Annotated in this window: 14 protein-coding genes, 2 tRNA genes, 1 pseudogene and 2 other annotated features (1 of these 19 running past the window's edge); all 17 genes and pseudogenes read right to left on the reverse strand. The window is 38.8% G+C overall.

Annotated features, from left to right (window positions below):
- Positions 1-119: 119 nt before the first annotated feature.
- Positions 120-851, reverse strand: coding sequence for a sugar phosphate isomerase/epimerase family protein (locus BUB48_RS07860; RefSeq protein ID WP_073025695.1), 732 nt, complete (start codon positions 849-851; stop codon positions 120-122).
- Between the two features lie 228 nt (positions 852-1,079).
- Positions 1,080-2,768 carry a Na+/H+ antiporter NhaC family protein gene (locus BUB48_RS07865; RefSeq protein WP_073025696.1) on the reverse strand — a complete coding sequence of 563 codons (1,689 nt, stop codon included), beginning with the start codon at positions 2,766-2,768 and terminating at the stop codon, positions 1,080-1,082.
- A 694-nt stretch (positions 2,769-3,462) separates the two neighbouring features.
- A tRNA-Ser gene (locus BUB48_RS07875) sits at positions 3,463-3,554 on the reverse strand.
- Between the two features lie 33 nt (positions 3,555-3,587).
- Positions 3,588-3,677, reverse strand: a tRNA-Ser gene (locus tag BUB48_RS07880).
- Between the two features lie 102 nt (positions 3,678-3,779).
- Positions 3,780-4,292 (reverse strand): DUF6512 family protein, encoded by a 513-nt coding sequence (locus tag BUB48_RS07885; protein ID WP_073025698.1) that lies wholly within the window; start codon positions 4,290-4,292, stop codon positions 3,780-3,782.
- A 273-nt stretch (positions 4,293-4,565) separates the two neighbouring features.
- A pseudogene (gene lepB, locus BUB48_RS18525) lies at positions 4,566-5,147 on the reverse strand (signal peptidase I).
- A gap of 73 nt (positions 5,148-5,220) precedes the next feature.
- Positions 5,221-5,982, reverse strand: a complete 762-nt coding sequence (locus tag BUB48_RS07895) for an alpha/beta fold hydrolase (protein WP_073025699.1) — start codon at positions 5,980-5,982, stop codon at positions 5,221-5,223.
- A gap of 15 nt (positions 5,983-5,997) precedes the next feature.
- Positions 5,998-6,876 (reverse strand): GNAT family N-acetyltransferase, encoded by an 879-nt coding sequence (locus BUB48_RS07900; RefSeq protein WP_073025700.1) that lies wholly within the window; start codon positions 6,874-6,876, stop codon positions 5,998-6,000.
- Positions 6,877-6,885: 9 nt separating this feature from the next.
- Positions 6,886-7,557 (reverse strand): MBL fold metallo-hydrolase, encoded by a 672-nt coding sequence (locus BUB48_RS07905; RefSeq protein WP_073025701.1) that lies wholly within the window; start codon positions 7,555-7,557, stop codon positions 6,886-6,888.
- 19 nt (positions 7,558-7,576) lie between these two features.
- On the reverse strand, positions 7,577-8,116 hold the full coding sequence (locus tag BUB48_RS07910) for a GNAT family N-acetyltransferase (protein ID WP_073025702.1): 540 nt from the start codon (positions 8,114-8,116) through the stop codon (positions 7,577-7,579).
- 42 nt (positions 8,117-8,158) lie between these two features.
- Positions 8,159-8,740: a DNA-3-methyladenine glycosylase I gene (locus tag BUB48_RS07915; RefSeq protein ID WP_073025703.1), complete on the reverse strand. Its 582-nt coding sequence runs from the start codon at positions 8,738-8,740 to the stop codon at positions 8,159-8,161.
- Positions 8,741-9,110: 370 nt separating this feature from the next.
- Positions 9,111-12,317 (reverse strand): S-layer homology domain-containing protein, encoded by a 3,207-nt coding sequence (locus BUB48_RS07920; protein WP_073025704.1) that lies wholly within the window; start codon positions 12,315-12,317, stop codon positions 9,111-9,113.
- Between the two features lie 660 nt (positions 12,318-12,977).
- The gene (gene serS, locus BUB48_RS07925) at positions 12,978-14,249 is read right to left on the reverse strand and encodes a serine--tRNA ligase (RefSeq protein WP_073025705.1); all 1,272 of its coding nucleotides are present in this window, start codon (positions 14,247-14,249) and stop codon (positions 12,978-12,980) included.
- A gap of 55 nt (positions 14,250-14,304) precedes the next feature.
- Positions 14,305-14,502: a binding site (T-box leader), on the reverse strand.
- A gap of 69 nt (positions 14,503-14,571) precedes the next feature.
- Positions 14,572-16,017, reverse strand: a complete 1,446-nt coding sequence (proS, locus tag BUB48_RS07930) for a proline--tRNA ligase (RefSeq protein WP_073025706.1) — start codon at positions 16,015-16,017, stop codon at positions 14,572-14,574.
- A gap of 564 nt (positions 16,018-16,581) precedes the next feature.
- Entirely contained in the window at positions 16,582-17,829 is a 1,248-nt protein-coding gene (locus BUB48_RS07935) for a DUF1015 domain-containing protein (RefSeq protein WP_073025707.1), read from the reverse strand.
- Positions 17,807-18,748: a D-2-hydroxyacid dehydrogenase gene (locus tag BUB48_RS07940; RefSeq protein WP_073025708.1), complete on the reverse strand. Its 942-nt coding sequence runs from the start codon at positions 18,746-18,748 to the stop codon at positions 17,807-17,809. The genes BUB48_RS07935 and BUB48_RS07940 overlap by 23 nt, the downstream gene beginning before the upstream one ends.
- Before the next feature lie 65 nt (positions 18,749-18,813).
- Positions 18,814-19,884 (reverse strand): pyridoxal-phosphate-dependent aminotransferase family protein, encoded by a 1,071-nt coding sequence (locus BUB48_RS07945; RefSeq protein ID WP_073025709.1) that lies wholly within the window; start codon positions 19,882-19,884, stop codon positions 18,814-18,816.
- 212 nt (positions 19,885-20,096) lie between these two features.
- Positions 20,097-20,151, reverse strand: a binding site (T-box leader); it runs 142 nt beyond the window's last position.

Here is a 20,151-nt window from a genome sequence, read left to right on the forward strand (position 1 = left end):
TAGAAAAAGCTATGCTTTAAAAAACATAGCTTCATTAGCTTCTACCCAGTGTCAGCATTATAAAGTTATTTTAATTTTTTCCTTATGACAAATTTGTTATCAAATAAATCATGATTCACCTATTTTTCCTTTAATATGCTTTCAATAATTTTCTTGGAATTTACTATATCTTGATCTGTATTCACAATTTCCAATATTATCTTTCCGTTAAAATCATTAAGAATGTTTTTGAATATATGTTTAAAATCCATCTCTCCTTGTCCAATAGGCAAATGCTCATGTACAACATTAAAATGCTTATCTGCTATATGCAAAATGTTAGGCTTTTTTATATGGACCATATCACTTAAATGCTCCATGCTATCTATATGAGCAATATCCAATATAAACTCCAGCCTTTTATTGTTAGCAAATATTTTTTCAATCTCATTTGTATCTGTAAATATTGGATCTAGCTTGCTGTTGTTTTCCAAATGTAATGTTATGCCTTCCGGATTAAAAACATCTAATGCAAATCTAACCTTTTCATCTAATATATCTAATGTGCCTTCATCTATAGGTTGATTCATGCATATTGGATGAATTATTAACTCTTTATGCCCCAATTCCTTTAATAAAGCAAGCAGTTTAGGTACATGTTCGTCAAATTCATCTATATTAAGCACCGCATGGATAATGGTAGGAAATCCATGCCTTTTTATAGTATCAATAAAATCTCTATCATCTTCATGTAGACACAATCCTCTGCTATCATACCAAAGTTGCATAAAATCAAATCCATTTTCTTTTGCAAACCTTACTTCATTTTCATACCTATTAAAAAACCTGGCACAGCATCCTATCTTAACCATACTTACCTCCATGCAATATGAACCTCATAGTAGATTCATTTTTATTGAAATATTATATGATCATATGCTTTTTTACATATTACCACATAAATGCAAAGGAGGCAAACAGCAGCTAATGCTGCTATTTGCCTCCTTTTTTTATCTATCTTAGAAATGCGTGGTAGCTTATAACATATAAATGGTAGACAAGTTGACAGGCTGGCACCTGACTCACTTTATGAAATCCTCTTATTCCTGTTGAGCCTGTGCCTGTATCTCTCTTGCTTTTTGAGAAACATATCTGATAGGCTCCTGGATAGGCTTGTCCTTCAATATTTGCTTCATAACCACCAAAACCCCAATCATGATTGCGACCATTATTGGAAGTACGATAGGACTCTTTACAAATCCTGCAACCAGGTATCCTACCAGTGAAAAACCTGCAGTAAACAAAGCATATGGAAGTTGTGTCATCACATGTGTCATAAAATCTACCTGAGCTGCTGTCGATGACATTATAGCTGTTTCAGAAATCGGCGAGCAGTGATCTCCTGTAACTGCCCCTGCAAGTGTTGCAGAAAGAGTAATGACAGCAAGAGGATTTGCTGCTGAATTTCCGAACATTGCCAGGGAAATTGGAATAAGGATACCGAAGGTTCCCCAAGAAGTTCCTGTGGCAAAAGATACAAATGCTCCCAGGACATAGAAGATAGCCGGAAGGAACATCATCGGGAAAGTGCTGTTTGCAAACGTATTTGCAACGAAAACACTTGCGCCCAGGCTCTCACGGCAGATGCCTTCGATGCCCCAGGAAAATACCAATATCAGCAAGGCTGGAGTCATGGCAACTGCGCCGTTGGGAACAGCTTCTGTAAATTGCTCAAAAGTTATTACTCTTCGAGCGAAGAAATATATTATGGTAAATACCAAAGCGATGAGACCTCCAATGGGCAAGCCTAAGGACGCATCGCATGCACTGAAGGCTTCTATAAATCCTGCTCCTTCAAGTATGCCACCGGTATAAACAAGTCCAAATATGCAGGATGCGATAAGAACTACAACAGGAAGTATCATATCAATAACTTTTCCGTTGGGATTTTCTTCTACTGCCTTGGATGCTGCATAAAGGTCTCCTGTTCCTCCGTATATATCACCCTTTACTTCCGCCAGATACTCATAAGTACGCATAGGTCCAAAATTAAAATTCATGATTGCCAATGTAAACAGCATGCATAATGTTAATATTGCGTAGAAATTATAGGGTATACACTTTAAGAAAAGAACAAATCCGTCCGCATCTACTTCCGGCGGAACATAAGATGCAACAGCTGCAGCCCATGATGATACCGGTGCAATGATACATATTGGCGCCGATGTACAGTCTACATTATATGCAAGTCTGGCTCGGCTCACCTTCTTGCTGTCCGTCATAGGCCTCATGATATTGCCCGTAGTAAGCGCATTAAAGTAGTCATCAATTACAAAAAATAAGCCTAACAATGTTGTACTGATAAGAGCCATTCTCTTGGTTTTCACATGTTCTAATGCCCATCTGCCGAAGGCTGAAGTACATCCGGAAGCCTGAAACAATGCCACAATTATGCCTAAGCATACAATAAATATAATAATACCTCCATTATCACCTAATCGGCTGCTTATAATGGATACGGTTTGATCAAGCATTCCCAATAAATTAAAGTTTGCATACATCAAAGAACCTATGAGGATACCAATGAACAATGATGAGTACACCTCTTTGGTTATGAGAGCCAATACTATAGTTATCATTGGTGGCAATAAAGCCCACCCCGTGCCATAGAACATACTGGAATTATCGACTTCATTGCTGGCAGCATAGACACCTGATGCAGTGGCTAATACCAGAACCATCATAATTCCGATAAGTATAATGAGCTTCTTCCTTGAAATAGGTTTCATGAAATACATCCTTTCTTGTTGTTACTTAAGAACGTCAGCTCCACATCTGAAATATACGAGTTCAACAAATGTTCCCTTCCGGGCAACCTATACATAATTTTGAAATATTCATCCAAGCCATAAAAAAGTTGCCTCTCTCCACTTTTACATGTGAAAACACCAATGAGTTCCGATCCTCTTTGTTTATGTTTTTTATCAGAAGAGGTAATATTGAAAAAGGGAAATCTGTCTTTCGTACGCGTACATTTCATTAATATGTGCTATATTATGATACACTCCTATCAAATTACAAGTCAATAGGAGATTTAGCCTGAAAATTCTCCAAGAGTCAAAACAAGTCATTCAATAGACATATTGCTCCTAATCTTTCAGAAAACAATCATAATTACCCATAAATGTACCCACTTTCCAGAAATCTCAATCTATTTTCTGAAACCATCCTCAAAGTCTGCTTTTGCATTCGAATCCCCATGCGGTTATTTTATTTTTATACAACAAAAAAAGATCATCTTTTAAGATGATCACTTTTCTAATGGGGGAGAAGGAGGGATTCGCTCCGTTCGCTCCGCTCACTATCAAGCCTGGGCGGAAAAATGCTTCCAAAGGTCGCATTTTCTTTTTCCGCCCGTTCGAATCCCAGTTTCCTGTTCGGATTAAATAAAAAAACCACTCTAGTGAGTGATTTGCTTTTTGATGGCGGAGAAGGAGGGATTCGAACCCTCGCGCCAGTTTCCCGACCTACGCCCTTAGCAGGGGCGCCTCTTCGACCTACTTGAGTACTTCTCCAGGTCTAAGTTTTTAAATTTCTATAAAATTAAATGGAGGAGAGAGTGGGATTCGAACCCACGGATGTCGTGAAACATCTCTGGTTTTCAAGACCAGCTCCATCAACCACTCGGACATCTCTCCAAAATTTAAGACATATTAAATTATATCAGGTAAAACTCTAAGTGTCAACAACAGTAATGAAAATTTAAGTGTTAATTTGTGGTCTTTATTCCATAGCTTTTCCTAAGGAGCTTTGAAAATCTTCAAATTTGGTGGAAAATAAGTAAATAATATAAATGTGAAACCAAATATTACAAGCAAAGCAACTCCCAGTCTATTAAGCTTCCCATCATGCTTTTTTATCATAATAGTGTAATTTAGTATTCCAAAGATCACTGCTCCTATTATATATAATAATATATCAAAAAACAATGAGTGTTTTCCTGTCAATGCAACATATAAATAGAAAAACACTACAATAAAAGCATTCATGGCTGTTATACCCACAGCTTTTGCAAAAAAATAGTTTCCTACCATGTCTTTCAAAAATGGATATTCAATAAGGCAAAAGAATATCATGGACCAATATCCTAATTTGAGGTGTTCCCAAACGCTTTCGTTTACTGCACTGAATGCTCCCACTATAGGTGATTTTCCGGACCATTCATAAGTGAAGTGCAATAATGATCCGGCAACAAGTATCCAAAGCACTGAGATGACTTGCCATTTAAAAATCTTTTTTCTCCATAAATCCACTGCTTACACCTCATTAATCCTATTCAGTTTTTACATCTCTAGCTTATCCTTTCCACATCATCAGTATTCTCAATTACATAAAATTTATTTCGATGAAAGAACCATACTTTGAAATCTTGTGTCTTCAATAGCTTTGAAGCCGCAATATAATGAAATATCTCTAAACTAAAAATATTCAACTGGTTGATGATTATTTGCAATATCTTTTAACTCTTTAATTTCCACGTTTGATATATATTTATTATGTGCCAATTCCATTATGGTTTTTTTTTCTCACTTTTCGATTATTCTTATTTTACTTAAAGGCCAGACTTTGAGTACTGCTTTACCCTCTATCTGCTTGTAATCTATGAAGCCTAACTGCCTGCTGTCCAAACTCACCTCTCTATTGTCACCCATAACGAACACCTTACCTTCAGGCACCCTTATCGGAAACTCAATTCCTTCCGCATAAGTCTCTCCCTTTACATAGGCCTCTTGGATCAATTGGCCATTAATATATACCTTGCCGCCATCAATTACTATTTCATCACCAGGTATGCCTATGACTCTTTTAATTAAATGATTTCTGGATACTTCTCCTTTAATAACATTTATTGTATCCTTTATTTCATTGAAATAATCAGATACAAATCCCTCACTTTATCTTTCCCTGTTTAATACTATTACATCCCCTCTTTTAGGCTCAGTAAATCCATATACAAATTTTAGTTCCAATACTCTTTCTCCTTGGATAAGAGTATTTTCCATGGAACTCATTCTTACCTCAGGGATGGCAAATACATTGCTCTTAAGAAACATGGCAATGGCAAAGGCCAATAAAACAGAGCCCGCAAGCTCAAAAATCTTTTTCATAATATCACCTCTAAATCTTCTTCCATTTTTATAATATATGCTATATATTTAGGCTACATTTTTCCTATATTAGTTACAAATACTTCTCTAACCATGCTAAAGTTTCTTCCATCATTCCAAGGGTCTTATAATGATTCAGTTTTGGCTCTATAACAAATTTAAGTCTTTCTGCCTTGTCTTTGTACAATTCCTTTATCTCGTCATAAAAGTATCTCTGTATATCTATAGGTACTGAAGTATCTGCGTCTCCATGAAGCAAAAGTATAGGTCTGGGATATAGTGCATCCTTCCTTGATAAGGGATCATAATTTGCCATTTCCTCCAACTGCTTTTTATCCGCCATGCCTTTTCCTTCATAATCCACAGCTTTAAATATCATTTCTGCCTTCTGCCATGCACCGGCTCCATTCATATTAATGAGACACTTGATTTCATCATTAGATGCAAATATTCCGCTGGCGATAAATCCTCCCATGGAATGGCCCATTACGGCCAATCTATCCCTAGATATTCCCAGTCTATCTACAGCAGCATTTATCAATGTTTCATACTCCTTTACAGTATTCAGGACAACCTCCCAAAAGTATTTGCGAAGCTCTTGTACACCATACTTTTCCAGTTTGCATCTTTCCCCGTGATGGATGGCATCGGGCATAATCACATTATATCCATGAACAGCCAGTATTTTGCCAAGAAACAAATTTTTATCCTTATTTGATTCCCAACCGTGATAATAGATTATGGTTGGTACTTCTTCCATATTGAACACAGGTTTTATGTATATGCATGGAATATTTTTCAATTGAATTCTTGAAACATCTAATAAATTTTTCATATCATAAATCATCTCCTATAGATTAATGGTTTTAACAGGTTTTCTGTAATAGTCAAATGCAGTTTTTATTACAAATCCGGTATTTTTATAAAGATTAAATGCTTTTATATTATTGCTGTCTACTTCAATTGTTATATCATCATGACCAGTTTCCAGCAGATGTTTTACTATGAGAAGAATCAATTCCTTTCCATATCCTTTGCCTTGAAACTCCGGAAGTATACCTACACCATATATTGCAACCTCTTCATGTCCGAAGTATCCGCTGCCAATTCCTATAATTTGGTCTCCCAAAACAGTGGCATAGGTTTTTCTTTCTGCTGAGTTAAGGCAATTTTTTATAAATTCTTCTTCCTCTTCATAATTTCCTTCATATACCTGGGCACTTATATAGGCCAGTCTTCTTATATCCGATTTATCAGGTAAATAAAATTTTGTTTTGAACTCATCACTATTGTCAAGGATTTTGCTGGCTTTATCAAACTTCATATAGTATTCTGTAAAATCATACTCTGCCCCTAAGCTATTGATGCTTTCTTTGCCTGATAAGGATTGGTTTTCACAAACAAACAATATATCCTTTATATCATATATTTTTAATTCTTCAACTGCCTCTGACAATAGCTTTTTGAAGTAACCTCTTCTTCTATAATCAGGCAGTGTATAGGCTGATATTTCAGCTTCCTCCCGAGTAGGTATAAACATAAATAGAAAGCTGACCAATTTATTTTCTTCATAAAGCAAAAAAAGGTATTTCATTTCTTGATTAAAATTTACTGTTCCATCCAGATATAAATTACCTTTAAGATTATCATGCTCCTTGCAGCTCCAGTAAACTTCCTCAATTTCCTTTTCCGTTATTGGATCCAATCTATTCAGTGATTTAATATGCATGTAAGCCTCCTATTTCATTTGTCTTTTAATAAAATCAATGTTTTCATTTATCAAATTATCATCAACTATACCTGAATGACCGCATATAATGACATCAGCTTTTTTGCTTTTTATGTATTCCAGTGTGTTTATATATTCTTGTAAGTTTTCATACTGTAAATATGGCTCCGGATATTCAATCAAATCCCCGACAAATAAAACAGAATCTTCCTTATCATAGCAAATTGCAGAATCAACGGTATGGCCCGGGGCATATATAAACTCAATGCCGTAGTCCTCAAAGCTCAATCTGCTGTCAAAGGTCAGGTTTGGCAGCTTCAATCCAAAGGAGCCATCATGGTACTTATCTTTGAACCTCTCAAGGTCCTTTTCTCCATATTCAATAATTCTCCTTCTGCAGCTTTCATGAGCTATGATGGTTGAATCAGGAAAAGCACAGTTGCCCCAAATGTGATCCCAATCCCCATGGGAGTTGAACACTATAATTTCTTTATTTTCTAATCCTTCAGCATTTATATGGTCTTTAACAATAGCCATGGATTTTGGTCCCACATGGGTGTCACATAAAAAAAGCTTATCTCCTACATCTATTAGATACACAGAGGTATCCTGAGAAAAGAGGGAATCTCCCTCTTGAAATGTGAACAATGTACCCCTCTTTGCTATCCTTTCAATTTTCACTTAACCTTGTCCCTTTTTTCTACTTATTGGCTTTCTTCCAATCCTCAAAAAATATAGCCATAGCATATTCATCATAGTATTGGCCATCTCTGAAAAGTTCTTGTTTTAATATACCTTCCACCTGAAAACCGCACTTTTCATAGCATCTTATGGCTCTTTTATTGAATGAAAAAACATTGAGCTTTATCTTATTCATATTCATCTGCTCAAATATGAATTTCACCAAAACCTTAACAGCATCTGTTCCGTATCCTTTTCCCCAATAATTCTTATCTCCTATAAATATGCCTATAATTACATGTCTATTGAGCCAATTAATCTTATTTATTCCGCATCCTCCGATATACTTTCCTGTTTCCAGGTCTTCTATGGCAAAGTTATAGGAATCCTTTAGATCCACAAGACTTTCAAACCACTTTTCTTCCTGATCCAGAATCGTGGGATAAGGGATTTTATTTACCAGCAATCTTTTAAGTTCATTATCATTCATGTATTCACAGGCTAACTTTATATCTTCCCTTTTATAAGCTCTCAGTTTTACCTTATCTCCATAATACATAACATGACCTCCTTATTCATAATAAAGTAAATCATCCAGGTCTTATTTCATATCATAGGCTCTGCCAATAAGCCCCTCATATCTGAAACAGTCCACCACATGGTCATTGACTAGGCCTGTTGCCTGCATATGAGCATACATGATAACAGGTCCCAGAAATTGAAAGCCTCTTTTCTTCATATCCTTGCTTATTATCTCTGATAACTCCGTCTTTGCAGGAAGCTCTGATAGGCTTTTCCAACTGTTTATAACAGGCTTGTGCCCTATGAATCCCCATATATAATCGCAGAAGCTGCCGAACTCCTTTTGTATCTCAAGAAACCTTTTGGCATTGTTTATTGAAGCTCTGATTTTTCTTTCATTTCTTATGATGCCTTCATTTCTCATCAGCTCCTGTACTTTTTCTTCTCTGTAATTTGCCACTAATACAGGATCAAAATCATCATAGGCTTTTCTGTAGTTCTCCCTTCTTCTCAGTATGGTTATCCAACTGAGTCCAGCCTGGGCAGACTCCAGCACAAGTAATTCGAATTGCTTCCTATCGTCGTAGACAGGCACTCCCCATTCCTCATCATGATACTTTATGTATAATTCATCGTTACCGCACCAACTACACCGTTTCATTGCATCCCCTCCATTAGTGTTTATTGTCATGCATACCAATTATTACAATTGTCATTTAGGAAATTATATCACTAATATTTATATTCGTCCAATAGTTCATAAGTAAGAAAGGCTTCCTTTGTAAGCGTTTATAACAATCAATGAAGCCTTTCTTGAAACCCATTACGGAAAGTCAATATTAAGGTAGAATTATACTTTCCTATGGGTTATAAGAAAGGTGCTTCACAACTTTTTCACTAAAACCCCTATGGTTTCCTTGGGACTTTCCACGACTAGCTTGCATTCATGCTGGGCGCACTAAAAATAGCGAGGCAGTTAAGACTGCTTCGCTATTTAGATATATTCAATATTCCAGTCATATATAAAAGGGCTAATCAACGACTATTTCCACAAAGCGCCTTAGAATTGTAGCTGCTTCTGCTTTTGTGACACTGCCCTTTGGATCGAATTTTCCATCTTCCTTGCCAATCATAATGCCGGCCTGTGCAATGCCTTTGACGGCATCTTTGGCCCATTTACTGATGTTGCTCTCATCAGTAAATGGGGTGTGCTGATTGGTAACTGGCAGCGTGTAGCCTAAAGCCTTTGCGTAATTTTGCATCATCACCGCCATTTCTTCCCTTGTAATGGCAGTGCTGCCGTTGGCCACGTCGGTGAAGCTTGAAGTCTTGAAATTTGCCACATCCGCACCGGATAACTTGCCCAGTGCCGTTAGGAAATATGCTCTTGTGATCTCTTTATTGGGTTCAAATGTGGTGGATGATACTCCTGAAAGTAGCCCCCGATTTACCACAAAGTCGATGTTATCCTTTGCCCATTGGTTTTTAGTATCCGCGAATAAAGCAGGTATTTTATAACCCACACCATAGACCGAATTGCTGCTTCCGCTCCACATCATCCAGCCTTCTTCATATACTGAATTTCCCATCCATTCTATACCATGGTCTGTGACTTTGACTATAAACAGATTGCCTTTGTTTTCACCTGATGCAGGGTTATACCTGATACCTCTGGTAATGGTGCCGCTGCCGAATGCCACAATTTCCTTACCATTGCCATCCCTAAAAATGATTTCGAAAACCGGGCGGTTTCCAATGACGGTTGCCGCCATGCCAGACACTTTGTATGGAGTCACTGTGATGGTCACATTGCCGGTAGATTGACTATCTAGCATCTTGATGGCCTTTTCGTCCAGTGTAATTCTGTATATTACGCATTGTATGGTCAAGTTACTAATGCCTTGTGAAACCAGATTGTCTATGGCTGAAGCCTCAATGGTGACAGTCATGGTCTTGATACCCTCAGATATATTGTCAAAGGCTAGAGCAATGCCATAGCTTTCTCGCCCAGACCACTTTTTCTTGACTTCACTGATTCCTTCTTTCACCATCTCATTGGTGATGTTTATGGTGAGATTACCTTTTTCATCAGGCTTATCTCTTAAGATTTTTCTTGCCAAGGTAGGCTTGTTGCCAATGGTATCAACAGTCCAGTCTCCTGACAAAGTGATGTTGGAGGATGAGTTTCCATAAGAGGATGATCGACCACCGGATGAACTATATCCGCTGTCATAACGCCATTGAGCCGTAACCGTAAGATCCTCCGTCACATTGCTAAAGTCCTTGTCCCATCCAATGAAGGTGTATCCATTGCGGACAACGGTAGGAGCCATGGCCCCATTTCCCTTGGCAATGAGCTGGGTCAATTCACCGCCGCCTGTACGGGTGCCTCCATTTAGATTAAAGGTTACTTTATAGATTTCTTCCACTACTTTCACCTTTCGGCTGACCTCCGTACTGCTGGGCAAAGTCAGCCATTGAGGCGGATTAACATATATGACGGTTCCTTTAAAGGTCTGTTCGTTGCCTGCCCGGGTTCTGTCCAGCGTTATATCCTTGTCCCAACCAATGGCATAGTCAACCGATACATCATCTATACCCTTAATGGTTATGCTGCCCTTTATGGGCAAAACGCTTTCTCCCAAATCATCGGCTGTAGCAGCCGGATTCTCGTTTCTTGCCACCTGTACTTCATCGAAGACAGGGTTTTCCGCTGTAATGGGAGTAACAACGACCCTTATCCCTTCTATGGTCTTGCCATTGGCATCTATATTTTCATTGCCCTGGAGAGTGCCAATTACTTCATACTCTGCACCTTTGGCATTGTATGGCGTAATTGTTGCCCATGTGATAGGCAGTGTAGTCTTTATCGTATCAGTTGTGACAGAAACCTCATCAGGAAATTTTGCCAGTTGGATTACTTCTTCCCCGTTTGTTGCATTTTTGGCCTCATACGCCGTCATCTCATCATTGTCTACAACTGTGTCAATGCTTTGTACCCTTGCCTTCTTAATAATATATTTAACATCTTTTCTTATTCCCTTATATTGGCGTCTGAATATCAGGTCTAATGTCACCTCTCCGGCTTTTGTGCCTTTACTGGTTCCTGCTCCGTCTTTGCTGGTAATATTAACAATATAATCCTTGCCTTTCTCCAGTGCCATACCACCAATGACAAATTCCGGCTCGATTTTTTCGCCATTATAAGTAAAATCCCCTGTAACTTCCACTGTAGCATTTGAAAGATCTTGTTTGAGATAATCCTTTTCTATACTTGGTTGATCAAGCAGATCCTTGAAAATGGAAAGCACAGGGAGCATATAATACTCAAAAACCCAATCTTCGCTCCAGCCTAAGCCCATCCAGAAACTTTCATCATAAATCCGGTCTAAACTTATGCTTTCTCCGTTCTTGTCATTTCTATTACCGTCATATACATATCCCTCATTAACCTCCATCTCTTCGAAAGCAACATTATCTAAAAGGGTGCCTTCAATTATTTTTCCTACAACACGTCCAGTATCACTATAGCCTTTAACCATAGAATTCAATGCTGCGCAGTTTTGCACTGTTCCACTCTTAACACGTCCCACCACAGCACCTGCGCCAAGCGCACTGTTAATATCTACATCAATTAACCTAACATTTTCTACTACACCACCATCAATGCATCCAAACAAACCAATGGAATCCATTAGATAATTGAAATCTGAAATTCCTCTATAATTAATTGTCAAGCCACTAATGCTATGGTCTTTGCCATCAAAATGACCTCTAAAGGATGCATCGTTAAAGGAAAAAGGTGCCTTCTCAATATATCTTCCGATGGGCTTCCAGCCCGCACCTTCGTTATAGGCCGAAAGGTCGATATCATTCATCAATTCATAATATGCACTGCTATAATGTTCATCTTTTGAACTCACCAACTCCGCAAGCTTGGCAAGTTCCTCAGCAGTGTAAATTTTGTAGCGATTCTCCCATGTTCCCTCTCCATCAAAATAACTGCCGCTGCTTTGCAAAGATATCCTGTCTTCTGTTTTGGAGATGACCACAGTGATGCATGGAAGTACTACACCCTCTGCCACTATATATCCTTCCCCCACAGCAGCCGTAAATACATAAGTCCCTTCTTGAGGTTCATCGGGATTATATGGCTCATTAATCTCCCAACTCACCGGGATTTGGACTGTTTCTCCATATACAGTGCCCGCCACCGTATCCGGAAATATGGGTGTCATGGTATTCTGAATACGAATATCCTCAGGCAGCTCGGCAAAAGCTGTGATCTCTTTTACCTGACTGGCAATGGCCTGTTCAGCAAGCCCTTCACCCTCTGACTAAGGTTCCTCGCCACCTTCCGCCAGCACTGCCATGGACAATTGATTAAATGAAAGAATCAGGATTAGTGCAATTGCTAAAAGCCTTTTGACATTTTTCGTATTTCCCCCTCCCTTAGTCTTCTCAGTTTAAGAAAGCAATGAAAACAAGCTCCGTTGCTTGCAGATTTCGTTGAAAAATTATGGTTTACTATGCTGCACATATGCGATGAAATATACCAACACCCTTTAATTATAATTATATAAAAAAAAACTGTTAAAATCTCAAATGGCGAAATTAACCTCTTTTTTGACGAAAATGGAATAATTAAACACGGTCCTTTGAATTCAGTTCAATCACAATTGCTCCTGTCAATCCCTCTGGGCTTTTTCACAGTATGAAAGCCCCACTTCTTTCATACATAGCCGGGCACAATCCGGTAGCATATATGTAATTGCTTCATACACTAGCTTGTACTCATGGTAGTATACTAAAAAATGACGCCAATCATATATAAAACGATTAGCGCCATTTGATTCTTAGTTCTTTATTCTATTTGCTTGACAGCCAACACATGGTCTTTATTTGCTTATCTTTTCCAATCCGGCCATGTAAGGTCTCAATACTTCCGGTATAATTACACTTCCGTCTTCCTGCTGGTAATTTTCCAGTATGGCTGCCACGGTTCTGCCTACTGCCACACCTGAACCATTGAGGGTATGGACAAACCTAGCCTTATCCTTTGGATTTTCCTTAAATTTAATATCTGCTCTTCTGGCCTGGAAGTCCTCAAAGTTGCTGCAGCTTGAGATTTCCACATATCTGTTGTAACTGGGCATCCAAACTTCCAAATCGTAGGTCTTGGCTGATGAGAATCCTAAATCTCCTGCACACAAGCATACAACTCTATAGGGTAAACCTAATAGTTGGAGAATTCTCTCTGCATCATTGGTTAACGATTCAAGCTCTTCATAGGAATGATCCGGATGAGCGAATTTAACCAATTCAACCTTGTTAAACTGATGCTGTCTGATAAGCCCTCTTGTATCTCTTCCTGCAGATCCGGCTTCTGCTCTGAAGCAGGCACTATATGCCGTATATTTTATTGGAAGTTTAGTTCCATCCAATATTTCTTCTCTGTGTATGTTGGTAACAGGAACTTCTGCTGTTGGTATCAGGTAATAATCAGTGTTGTTTACCTTAAACATATCCTCTTCAAATTTAGGCAGTTGCCCTGTGCCCTGCATGCTTCTGGTGTTGGCCATATAAGGTGGCAATATTTCAGTGTATCCATTGGCTATATGAGTATCCAGCATGAAGTTTATCAAGGCTCTTTCAAGTCTTGCTCCTAAACCTCTATAGAATGTGAATCTTGCACCCGTAACCTTTCCGGCTGTAGCAAAATCCAATATACCCAGATTCTCTCCAATATCCCAGTGAGCTTTTGGTTCATAAGGGAATTTAGTAGGTTCTCCCCATCTTCTCATTTCTTTGTTGTCTGCATCTGATTTGCCGTCCGGTATGCTGTCATTAGGTGTATTTGGTATGGTCATTAGTACTTGTGTTATCTTCTCTTCTATCTCTCTTACTTTGTCATCATCTTCCTTAATTTTATCGGATACAACTTTCATCTCGGCAATTAAATCATCTGCATGGCCCTTTGCCTTCTTGATTTTCGCAATTTCTTCTGATACTTTGTTTCTCTTAGCCTTCAGCTCTTCAACAGCTGCTAATATATCTCTTCTTTGCTCATCCAATTCCAAAACTTCAGCAATCCTGTATTCTCCGCCTCTTCTTTTGAGCTTTCTTATGACTTCTTCAGGATTGGCCCTGATTTCCTTAATATCCAGCATAATCTCTTCCTCCTTATAAATTTATAAATATAAAAAATAAAACCTTTCGCACCCATAAAGGGACGAAAGGTTTTCCGCGTTGCCACCCTAATTAGCAGCATATACTGCTCTCTCAAGTATTTAACGGTATTTACCGTTCCTGTTCATCACAGGCTGCTCCGGGATGGAATTCAATGCCTTGCCCATCGGCTTCCACCAGCCGCCGACTCTCTTTAGGACAGTCGCATCTACTTTTTCCCATCAATGCATTTCCAATATATGATTGTTATATATATTACTACTTATTATGAAAAATTTCAAGCTGTTTATTCAAAAATTTTGCCTAGTAGGCCTTTGCTATATAAATCATGTGCTCTGCCTTCTTGCCGCAGAATGGACATGTATCTCCCAAGTGCTCCTGTTCAAAAGGCATGCATCTTATGGTAGCTCCTGTTTCTTCCTTTAACTTATCTTCACATTCCCTGCTGCCACACCACATGGTCTTTACAAATCCGGGGTTTTCTTTCATTATCTTCTTTATTTCTTCATAATCTGTGGTTGTGTAAGTCTTTTGCTCTCTATTCTTCAGTGCAGTATTGAACATGGTCTGATGGATGTCGTCCAATATCTCTCCTACTTTTTCTGTCAAGCCTTCCATAGGTAATGTGAATTTCTCCAATGTGTCTCTTCTGACTGCTGTAACCTGACCCAATTCAATATCCTTCGGTCCTATTTCAAGTCTTAGAGGTACACCCTTCATCTCCCAATAGTTGAACTTCCAACCGGAGCTGTAGGTATCCCTATCATCTAATTCCACTCTAAAGTTCTTTGCTAATTCATTCTTGATTTCCATCGCCTTATCCAATACTCCTTCTTTATGGAAAGCTATTGGAAGAACCACAACTTGTATTGGCGCAACTCTTGGCGGCATCTTCAATCCTCTGTTATCTCCATGAACCATTATTATACCGCCTATGAGCCTTGTTGAAATACCCCAGGATGTGCTCCAGGCGTACTTTCTTACTCCGTCTTTGTCAAGGAATTGTATATCAAACATCTTGGCAAAATTCTGGCCTAGATTGTGAGATGTACCTGCCTGTAAGGCCTTACCGTCATGCATCATGGCTTCCATTGTATAGGTCTTATTGGCACCTGCAAATTTTTCCTTTTCGCTCTTTTGGCCAAGGATTACAGGCATAGCCAGTTCATCTTCTGCCACCTGTCTGTATACTTCCAACATCTTTAAGGTTTCTTCCTGAGCTTCTTCCTCAGTAGCATGGACTGTATGACCTTCCTGCCATAAGAATTCAGCAGTTCTTAGGAAAGGTCTTATTGTCTTTTCCCATCTGACTACATTGGCCCATTGATTTATCAATACAGGCAAATCCCTGTAGGATTGAACCCATTTGGAATACATGGTGCAGATTATGGTCTCTGAAGTAGGTCTGATAAACAACTTCTCAGCAAGCTCCTCGTTGCCTCCATGAGTAACCCATAAAACTTCAGGAGCAAAACCTTCGAAGTGATCTGCTTCCTTCTTCAAAAAGCTTTCGGGAATCAACAGAGGAAAATAAGCGTTCTTATGGCCTGTTTCCTTAAATCTTTTATCAGCCACCCTTTGAATGCCTTCCCATACTCCATAGCCGTAAGGCTTAATAACCATGCAACCTTTTACAGGCGCATAGTCTACCATGTCAGTTTTAAGTATTACATCCGTATACCATTGGGAAAAATCTTCTTCCATTGGGGTAATCTCTTTTACAAATTCCTGTTCTTTTTTATTACCCATGTCTGTCACTCCTCCATTAAATGTTTTATATTAAAAAAATAAACCTTCGTCTCCATAATGGGACGAAGGTTGTGTTCGTGGTACCACCCAATTTAGCATGAAAAATCATGATCATGCCATCTCTAAGCCTTTAACGACGGCTAACCGGTTGATTCATCATCAACGACTCTGAGGCGGGTCGGAGTAGCTCTCACCTAAAAAACCTTTCAGCCCATGGGTTTTTCTCTCTGTCGGCTTGCTTGCTCCTCTTTCCTCTTCATTGCCGAATATGTTTTACGCTTATTATATATTATTGCATCAATATCGTCAATAATATTTATTTTTTTATATAGCAATACATATTTCCATCAGAAGTTGCATAAAACAGTCCGTAGCAGTATCTCGCTCATTGGCTTCTATACTTGTCAAGCTCAAATCCCATATCTGATAATCGTTTCAAAACATATCTGTCTCCCCCATATGGACAGGTTGCTGCAAAGTTCATTGAGCCATGTCTCTGTTGTTCCTGATAAGCTTTTTTCAGTTCTATGCTATTTTATGAAAAAACGACCTTTTTACAATAGATTATTCCAGTTCATGAATAAACAACCCGCTTCTCAACTTAGGTTCAAACCAGGTTGATTTTGGAGGCATTACTTTTCCCTGATCCGCTATTGTCATCAAATCCTCAACCCTTGTAGGGTAAAGTGCAAAGGCTACAGCCATTCTTTCTTCCACTCTTTTCTCCAGCTCTCCTAAACCTCTTATCCCTCCTACAAAATCTATTCTGTCATCAATCCTTGGGTCTTTTATGCCTAATACAGGATTTAATAGATTATCCTGCAATATGGATACATCCAGGCTTCCCACTGCATCCTCGTCATCATAGGTTCCTTCTTTGGCGGTAAGCTTATACCACTTGCGGTTGAGGTACATGCCGAAGTCATGTTTTTTTCGTGGCTTGTACTGTCTCTTATCTCCATGTTCCTCCACAATAAAGTTTTCTTTTATTTTTTCAAGGAATTCTTCTACAGTATAGTTATTTAGATCCTTAACTACCCTGTTATAGTCCATTATTTTAAGCTGATTATGAGGAAACAACACTCCAAGGAAATAATTGAATTCTTCCTCGCCGGTATAGCTTTGGTTTTCCTCCCTCTTCATCATGGCAACCTTTACTGCAGAGGCAGCTCTGTGATGTCCATCGGCAATGTATAAGTCATCTATGTTGTAAAACAAATATATAAGCTTATCTATGACCTGTTGGTCTTCAATGGCCCAAACCATGTGTTCTATGCCATCTTCTGCGGTAAAATCATATACTGGTGAATTTTTCCTCATCCAATTAGCTATTATTTCATCTATCTCTTTCTCCCCCTTGTACATTAGAAAAATAGGCCCTGTGTTTGCATTGCAATATTTTATATGATTTATTCTGTCCTTCTCCTTGTCTTCTCGAGTGTATTCATGTTTCTTAATTTTGTTATTTATATAGTCATCTACAGAAACACAACCAACCAGTCCCACTTGTTCATTGCCGTCCATAACCAGCTTGTATATATAAAGCATATCCTGCTTATCCTTCATGAGCCAACCTTTTTCCTCCATCATGCGAAGATTGTCTTTGGCTTTTTCATATACCCTCTTATCATAAATATCTATGGATTCATCAAGATCAATTTCGGCCTTGTCTACATGGAGGAAGGAATAGGGGTTGTCTTCCACCATCATCATGGCCTCCTGGCTGTTCATCACATCATAGGGCAATGCTGCTATCTTTGAAGCAAGCCCGGCTTTAGGTCTTATTGCCTTAAAAGCTTTCAATACAGCCATTTAACTTCCTCCCATCATAGTAATCAAGGATGATTTCTACTATTTCCTCCCCTATTCTTTCCTGGGCTTCCATTGTAGAAGCTCCTATATGAGGTGTGCAGGATACCTTTTCATGGTTACAGAGAGGACAGTCTTTTGCAGGTTCTTTAACATATACATCCAGCGCAGCCCCTGCCAGCTTATCAGCATCCAGAGCTTCAAGCAAAGCTTCCTCGTCCACCACTCCTCCCCTTGCACAGTTTATTAGATAAGCTCCGTCCTTCATTTTGGCAATTTCTTCTCTTCCTATTACAGCCTTTCCACCAGTATAAGGAACATGAAGTGTAACAAAATCAGCACAAGCCAGCAATTCATCCATATCCATGTATCTATAGCCATGATACTCCTTCAATTCTCCTGCTATGTCAGTATATATGACATTCATTCCTAATGCCTTTGCCCTTTTGGCAGTTTCCCTGCCAATTCTTCCAAATCCTATGATTCCTAGGGTCTTACCACAAATCTCGACTCCTTCATAGGCCTTTTTATTCCATTGTCCCTGTCTCATGGTAATGTTGGAATTATGAATATATCTTGCCAAGTTAATCATATGTCCTATAACCAGCTCGGCCACAGAGGCACTGCTGGCGTTGGGAGTATTTCTCACCATTATTCCTCTTGCCCTTGCATAGTCCACATCTATATTATCCAATCCAACACCGCCACGTATAATAAGCTTCAGCCTGCCTGTCTCACAGGCAGCATCTATTATGGACTTTTTCACCTTAGTAGCTGAACGAACTACCAATATGTCAAATTCCTTTATCTCCTTCATCAGCTCCTCAGGTTCATAGTGCTTTTCAACAATTTCAAATTCCATTTCCTTAAGCTTTTCTACTGCTGCTTTTTCCATTCCATCTGCAACCAATATTTTTAACATAATTTCATCTCCTTTTATCAATTAACCTTTATAATCTTTATAATCGCTGCTCCTGTACCATCATTCTATAATCCTAGAATATCATCTATATTATCCAACAATCCTTTAACATCGTCCAAATTATAGTCTCCCATGTGAGCTATTCTGAATGTTTTCTCCTTCAAATCTCCATAGCCGTTGGATATTGCATATCCTCTCTTGGCCAATTCCTTATTTAATTGGGATACATTTATATCCCTTGTATTCTTGATAGTAGTTACAGTGTTTGACATATACTTTTCATTTGGAAAAATATCAAATTTTTCTTTTGCCCATGCTCTTACATGTTGGGCCATTTCCAAGTGCCTTTCAAATCTGCTGTTCAAACCTTCCTCCAGAATCTTATCCAACTGATAATCCATGGCATACATTATGGATATTGCCGGTGTTGACGGGTATTGATATTCCTTCTTCTGTATATACTGATACAGCTCCAACAAATCAAAGTATACACCTCTATGTTCCACCTGCTTTGCTGCCTCCACCGCTTTTTGCGACATTGAGGCTATGGCCATTCCCGGAGGCATGCCAAGGCATTTCTGAGTTGATGTGATGCATATGTCCACTCCCAGCTTATCTACCTCAACCATTACTCCTCCCATGGAACTTACCGTATCCAGACACCATACTACTTTCGGATATTTTTTCATAACCTCCGATATTTCATAAATTGGATTCATAACTCCCGTTGAGGTTTCATTATGAGTTAATGTGATCAAGTCGTATTTACCCGTTGCAAGAGCTTCATCCACCATTTCCGGTGTTATGGCTTCTCCCGGCTCTACTGCGAACTTATCTGCAGCTATATTGTTTGATACCGCCATCTTATACCATCTATCTCCAAAGGCTCCTACAGAAAAAACTGCTGCTCTTTTTCTTGTACAGGATCTTATGGCTCCTTCCATAAGGCCTGTGCCTGAAGATGTAGAAAGAAGAATTTGTTCCTTTGTATAGAAAACTTTTTGAAGTTTTTCACTTACTCTCATTTGAAGGTCAGATGCATCCTTAGACCTGTGTCCAATCATAGGTTTTGTCATTTGCTCCAAGACATCTAATTCCACATCAATTGGTCCTGGAATGAACAATTTTTTGTGCATTTCTAATTCCTCCTTTAAAAATTTTTTAAAAAAAAGACTTTCGCCCCCAAGGGACGAAAGTCTGGCTTCCGTGTTGCCACCCAAGTTAATCATACATGCCAATGAAGGATAGTAACCTAAATCAGCTATAAGAAGTCCATTCTATCCTTTAGACTGGATCTTAACATCCAGAGGATAAAAAATAATGTATAATTAAAAAGCCTTTCATCCCCCAAAGGGACGAAAGGCTGACTTCCGCGTTACCACCCAAATTGATCTTTATGATCC

Origin of the sequence: Lutispora thermophila DSM 19022, from assembly GCF_900142105.1 — a bacterium.
Taxonomy (GTDB): domain Bacteria; phylum Bacillota; class Clostridia; order Lutisporales; family Lutisporaceae; genus Lutispora; species Lutispora thermophila.